At 58.4% G+C, this 6,626-nt stretch carries 3 protein-coding genes and 1 pseudogene; all 4 read left to right on the top strand.

Annotated elements, in window-relative coordinates; translation table 11 throughout:
• The first annotated feature begins 68 nt into the window (after positions 1-68).
• Positions 69-3,404 (top strand): maltose alpha-D-glucosyltransferase, encoded by a 3,336-nt coding sequence (treS, locus tag NTD87_RS17570; protein ID WP_262115300.1) that lies wholly within the window; start codon positions 69-71, stop codon positions 3,402-3,404.
• Between the two features lie 16 nt (positions 3,405-3,420).
• A complete protein-coding gene (gene glgB / locus NTD87_RS17565; protein WP_262115299.1) occupies positions 3,421-5,640 on the top strand; it encodes a 1,4-alpha-glucan branching protein GlgB in 2,220 nt (739 codons plus the stop codon).
• Between the two features lie 204 nt (positions 5,641-5,844).
• Entirely contained in the window at positions 5,845-6,207 is a 363-nt protein-coding gene (locus NTD87_RS17560; RefSeq protein ID WP_262115298.1) for a hypothetical protein, read from the top strand.
• 206 nt (positions 6,208-6,413) lie between these two features.
• Positions 6,414-6,626 (top strand): annotated as a pseudogene (locus NTD87_RS17555) (hypothetical protein); the annotation flags it as partial.

Below are 6,626 nucleotides of genomic sequence, written 5' to 3'. Positions count from 1 at the left end.
GGGGGGCCCGCGCCCCCCCCCCCCCCCCCCACAAAGGCTGCGGTTAACCCATTCAGCAGGAGTTTCCAATGGCGAAGAAATCCAGGTCAGCCACCTTCAGCAATGACCCGCTCTGGTACAAGGACGCGGTGATTTATCAGGTTCACGTAAAGTCTTACTTCGACTCAAATGACGACGGGATCGGCGACTTTCGGGGGTTGATCGCCAAACTGGATTACATCGCCGATCTGGGCGTCAATACCATCTGGCTACTGCCGTTTTACCCTTCGCCACGCCGCGATGATGGCTACGACATTGCCGAATACCGTGGCGTGCATAGAGATTACGGGACCCTGGCCGACGCCAGGCGCTTTATTGCCGAGGCTCATCAGCGCGGTTTGCGGGTGATCACCGAGTTGGTCATCAACCATACCTCCGATCAACATCCCTGGTTTCAGCGGGCGCGCAAGGCCAAGCCAGGTTCGGCGGCGCGGGGCTTTTATGTCTGGTCCGATGACGATCAAAAGTACGACGGCACGCGGATCATTTTTCTCGACACCGAAAAGTCCAACTGGACCTGGGATCCGGTGGCCGGCCAGTACTTCTGGCACCGCTTCTATTCGCATCAACCGGACCTGAACTTCGACAACCCACAGGTCATGAAAGCGGTGCTTTCGGTGATGCACTACTGGCTGGACATGGGCATCGACGGCCTGCGCCTGGATGCGATTCCCTACCTGATCGAGCGCGACGGCACCAATAACGAGAACCTGCCCGAGACCCATGACGTGCTCAAGCAGATTCGCGCCGAGATCGACGCTCATTACCCGGACCGCATGCTGCTGGCCGAGGCCAATCAGTGGCCGGAGGATACTCAGCAGTATTTTGGACAGGCGCAGGGTGATGACGGCGACGAATGCCACATGGCCTTTCACTTCCCGCTGATGCCGCGCATGTACATGGCGCTGGCCCAGGAAGACCGTTTTCCGATCACCGATATCCTGCGCCAGACGCCGGAGATCCCGGCCAACTGCCAATGGGCGATTTTCCTGCGCAACCATGATGAGCTGACCCTGGAGATGGTCACCGACAAGGAGCGCGATTACCTGTGGAACTACTACGCGGCTGACCGCCGTGCACGGATCAACCTCGGTATTCGCCGACGCCTGGCGCCGCTGATGGAGCGTGACCGGCGCCGCGTCGAGTTGCTCAACAGCCTGCTGCTGTCGATGCCGGGGACACCGACCTTGTACTACGGCGATGAAATCGGCATGGGCGACAACATCTACCTCGGTGATCGCGATGGGGTGCGTACGCCGATGCAGTGGTCGATCGACCGTAACGGCGGGTTCTCCCGCGCTGACCCGGCGAGTCTGGTACTGCCGCCGATCATGGACCCGCTCTACGGTTACCTGTCGGTGAACGTCGAAACCCAGGCCGGCGATCCGCATTCACTGCTGAACTGGACCCGGCGCATGCTGGCAATCCGTAAGCAGTCGAAGGCGTTCGGCCGCGGTACCTTGAAAATGCTCTCGCCGAGCAACCGGCGGATTCTTGCCTATACGCGGGAGTACACCGCCGATGACGACAAACACGAAATCATTCTCTGCGTAGCCAATGTCTCGCGCAGTGCCCAGGCGGCCGAGCTGGACCTTTCGGCGTTCGCCGGCATGGTCCCAGTGGAAATGCTCGGCGGTAATGCCTTCCCGCCGATTGGCCAACTCAACTTTCTGCTGACCCTGGCGCCGTATGGCTTCTATTGGTTTGTGCTGGCAGCGGAAAACCAGATGCCGAGCTGGCACGTCGAACCTGCGCAAAGCCTGCCGGACTTCACCACCCTGGTACTGAAAAAGCGCATGGAAGAGCTGCTCGAAGCACCATCGCGCACCATTCTGGAGCAAAGTGCGCTGCCCGACTGGCTGCACAATCGACGTTGGTTCGCCGGCAAGGACTCCAGTATCGAAACAGTGCACATCGTTTATGGCGTGCGTTTTGGTGATCCGCAGCATCCGGTGCTGTTCAGCGAAATAGAAGTTGCCAGTGACGGTCAGACCAGTCGTTACCAGTTGCCGTTTGGATTTCTGGCGGAGGACCAGATCGGCGCTGCATTGCCGCAGCAGCTTGCCTTGGCACGGGTACGGCGCGGGCGGCAGGTGGGGTTGGTGACGGACGCTTTCAGTCTCGACAGCTTCATTCGCGCGGTGTTGCAGGCGATGCAGGCGCACACGGTGCTGGCCGCAAGCGACGGCGAGATTCGTTTCGAACCGACCGCCGAGCTGGCGAACCTCGGCCTGGGCGCTGACCCGGACGTGCGCTACCTGACGGCCGAGCAGTCCAACAGTTCCGTGGTAGTCGGTGGCAGTCTGGTGCTCAAGCTGATCCGCAAGGTCGCCAGTGGTGTACACCCTGAGCTGGAGATGGGCGCTTACCTGACTGCTGCCGGGTTCCGGCATATTTCACCGTTGCTGGGTTCGGTGATTCGCCGTGATGGGCAAGGCGAAGACAATCTGTTGATGATCGCCCAAGGTTATCTGAGCAATCAGGGCGATGCCTGGGAATGGACTCAGAACAACCTTGAGCGGGCGATTCGCGATGAGTTGGCCGAGGCGATCTCCGAGCAGGAACAGCACTACAACGCGCTCGGTGAATTAAAAGATTTCGCGGGCATGCTCGGTCAACGCCTTGGGGAAATGCACCGGCTATTGGCGGCGCCCAGTGATAACCCGGCGTTCAAGACGCACGTCACCACGCACAAGGATCAGCAGGCGTCGGCGAAAGCGATTAGTGCGCAGCTGGAGCGTGCCTTGCAATTGCTCAAACAGCATCAGGTCGGGTTGAGCCTGACGGATCAAATATTGGTGGTACGTTTGCTGGAGCAGAGAAAAACCGTCCTCACGTACATTCAGGATCTGGCGGCAAAAGCCGTGGGTGGTTTGCAGATGCGTGTCCACGGCGATTTACACCTGGGTCAGGTACTGGTGATCAAGGGCGATGCCTACCTGATCGATTTCGAAGGTGAGCCGGCGCGGCCGTTGCATGAGCGAAGGGGCAAACACAGTCCGTACAAGGATGTGAGTGGCGTGCTGCGTTCGTTCGATTACGCGGCGGCGGTGGCGCTCAATGGACAGGGGGTTGACGGCACTGCGCAGACTCTGGCGGCACGTCAGCGGGTGACGGAACGTTATTTGCGTGAGGCTCGGGTAGCGTTTGTTCAGGCGTATCGGCAGACAGCAGCTAGTCTTGCTCATGCATGGCAAGACCCTGAGGCCGAAGACGCCGCATTGGCGTTATTCAGTCTGGAGAAGGCGGCCTATGAAGTGGTGTATGAAGCCGAAAATCGTCCTACCTGGTTACCCGTACCCTTGCACGGTCTGTACGGGTTGTTGAGTGGACTCAAACCCTTTTCCGAGATCGGTGGAGAGTAGTCATGAAGGAGCCCTCATGAGCGAACGGGGACATGTGAAAGAAGCGCTGCTGCCGGCAGTGCGAGACATCGAGGCGCTGGTGCGTGCCGAGCATCAGGATCCCTTTGCGATACTCGGACCCCATGCAGATGGGGCGGGCGGTCAATTCATTCGCGCTTACCTGCCGGATGCCTTGAGTGTGGAGGTGATCGCCCGTGACTCCGGTGAAGCGCTTGGCAGCTTGAACGCCACCGAGGTGCCGGGGTTGTTCGTCGCGCATTTCGACCGGGCCCAGGCTTATCTGTTGCGCACCCGTTGGGCAGGCGGGGAGCTAACCGCAGAGGATCCTTACAGCTTCGGTCCGTTGTTGGGCGAGATGGATCTGTACTTGTTCGCGGAGGGCAATCACCGGGATCTGAGTAGCTGTCTGGGAGCGCAGTTAAAGGCTGTCGACGGTGTCGATGGCGTACGTTTCGCGGTGTGGGCACCGAATGCCCGGCGGGTCTCGGTGGTCGGTGATTTCAATATCTGGGACGGTCGCCGTCACCCGATGCGGCTGCGTCATCCATCCGGGGTCTGGGAGCTGTTTGTTCCGCGCTTGCAGGCAGGTGAGGCGTACAAATACGAAATTCTCGGCGCCCACGGGATTCTGCCGCTCAAGGCTGACCCCGTGGCTTTGGCCACACAACTGCCGCCGGACACCGCCTCGAAAGTGGCCTCGCCGTTGCGCATCGACTGGCAGGATCAGGGCTGGATGCAGTCCCGTGGCGAGCGCCAACGCCCGAGCGCGCCGCTGTCGATCTACGAGTTGCATGCCGGTTCCTGGCAGTGCGAAGTGGACGATGTCGGTGAGGTGGCGCGCCAATACAACTGGGGCGAGCTGGCCGAGCACCTGATCCCTTATGTGCAGAAACTCGGTTTCACCCACATCGAGTTGATGCCGATCATGGAGCACCCGTTTGGCGGGTCCTGGGGCTATCAGCCGTTATCGCAATTCGCTCCGAGTGCCCGTTATGGCTCGCCGGATGATTTTGCCGCGTTCGTCAACGCCTGCCACCTGGCCGACATCGGGGTGATCCTCGATTGGGTGCCGGCGCATTTCCCCACCGACACCCATGGTCTGGCGCAGTTCGACGGCACCGCGCTGTACGAGTACGGCAATCCGCTGGAAGGCTTTCACCAGGACTGGGACACGCTGATCTACAACCTGGGACGCACCGAAGTGCACGGCTTCATGCTGGCGTCGGCGTTGCACTGGCTCAAACATTTTCACGTCGATGGGCTGCGGGTCGATGCAGTGGCCTCGATGCTGTATCGCGACTATTCACGCAACGCGGGCGAATGGGTGCCCAATCGTCACGGCGGTCGGGAGAACCTCGAAGCCATCGATTTCGTCCGCCACCTCAACGATGTGGTCGCCCTCGAAGCGCCCGGTGCCTTGGTGATTGCCGAGGAGTCCACGGCCTGGCCGGGTGTCAGTCAGAGCACGCAACAAGGCGGGTTGGGGTTTGCCTACAAATGGAACATGGGCTGGATGCATGATTCGCTGCATTACATTCAGCAGGACCCGGTGTACCGCGCTCATCACCACAACGAGCTGAGCTTTGGTCTGGTTTATGCCTGGTCCGAGCGTTTCATCCTGCCGATTTCCCACGACGAAGTGGTACACGGCAAACATTCGTTGATCGACAAGATGCCCGGTGATCGTTGGCAGAAGTTCGCCAACCTGCGCGCTTACCTGAGTTTCATGTGGGCACATCCGGGCAAAAAACTGCTGTTCATGGGTTGCGAGTTCGGTCAGTGGCGCGAATGGAATCACGATCAGCAACTGGATTGGTACTTGCTGCAGTACCCGGAACACCGCGGTGTGCAGAAGCTGGTGAGTGACCTCAATCAGCTCTACCGCGAAGAACCGGCGCTGCACGATCAGGACGATGTGCCACAGGGTTTCCAATGGTTGATCGGTGACGATGCAATCAACAGCGTCTATGCCTGGCTGCGTTGGAGCAAGGAAGGGCGGCCGGTGTTGGTGGTGGCCAACTTCACGCCGGTGCCGCGTCCGGCCTATCGGGTGGGTGTCCCGTTTGCCGGGCGCTGGAGTGAGGTGATCAACAGCGACGCAGGGATCTATGCCGGCTCCAATTACGGTAATGGCGGCGGTGTGTTTACCGAAGAGGAGGGCAGCCACGGCCAGGCGTTGTCGTTGGTGCTGAATTTGCCGCCGTTGGCGGTGTTGATTCTGCGACCGGAGGATTGACTCGCAATCAGTGATGTCGGTGAGTGAGCAACTCGCAGCTGCGGGTTGCCCCTGCGATGTGTTGCACTGGTATATACCTGTAACATCTGACAGTAGACGCTCATTGTTTTTTCAGTTTTACTGATTTTGCGGTCGTTGATGGTACAGCACCGCTTTATGTTCTGTAATAACTGTCGTTCTATAACTTTTATGGAAGGAGTTTGTATGAGCAACTTAAAGGAAGAGTCTAAAACATCGCTGGAACTTCCAGCGCCTGAAATCCTCGGGGCAGTAGGCAATATCGTCAGAATCGAACCGTCCGACACCCATGTGACTCACCTCGTAAAGCCTTATGAAGGAATCGCCGTGGGGCAAGTGGTTGTCAGCATGGTAAAAATTACAGGCGGCCCTTCGGGCTCAAGCGAGGATCATGTCGTCACCAATACGACCGAGTCGATAGAGTGGAAAATGCCTGTTCGTATGTTCTTAGGGAAAACCGAGATCAAAGTTAGTTTTCTGGTGAGATATAAAGATGAAATCCTTGGTCGCTCGGTAGAAAGAGCATATAGGATTGAGCATGTTAGCTGAAGGTGAGGATTCTACTCTCCGCAAGTTGTGTCTCTGAAAAGTGGCTATATCGGGTTGCCATTTTAATCGGATGTCAGCCCGATAGTTTATTCACGAAGAGTGACTGTTATATCACTAACGCCTCTTTACCCGCCGACCCGGACACGCAACGAATTGCCGTCGAGAATTACCGTCGATAGAGTTGCTGTGTTCGTTCACGTTTTATAGATGTTGGTCAGTGGCGCGAGTGGAATCACGATCAGCAGTTGGATGGGTACTTGCTGCAGTACCCGGAACACCGTGGCGTGCAGAAATGGGTGACTGACTTTAACCTGCTCTACCGCGAAGAACCTGCGTTGCACTATCAGGACGATGTGTCGTTCCCGCGCGCCAGCGCGGGTACGCTCGGGGGTGTCACCAGAGCATCCGCACCCCCAAAC

Origin of the sequence: Pseudomonas sp. 6D_7.1_Bac1, assembly GCF_025465945.1 — a bacterium.
Classification (GTDB): Bacteria; Pseudomonadota; Gammaproteobacteria; order Pseudomonadales; family Pseudomonadaceae; genus Aquipseudomonas.
This window is presented reverse-complemented; position numbering and strand designations above follow the sequence as displayed.

Excerpts from the sequence above, each read along its gene's own strand:
- treS (WP_262115300.1), top strand. The coding sequence starts at position 69 with ATGGCGAAGAAATCCAGGTCAGCCACCTTCAGCAATGACCCGCTCTGG.
- glgB (WP_262115299.1), top strand. The coding sequence starts at position 3,421 with ATGAGCGAACGGGGACATGTGAAAGAAGCGCTGCTGCCGGCAGTGCGA.
- NTD87_RS17560 (WP_262115298.1), top strand. The coding sequence starts at position 5,845 with ATGAGCAACTTAAAGGAAGAGTCTAAAACATCGCTGGAACTTCCAGCG.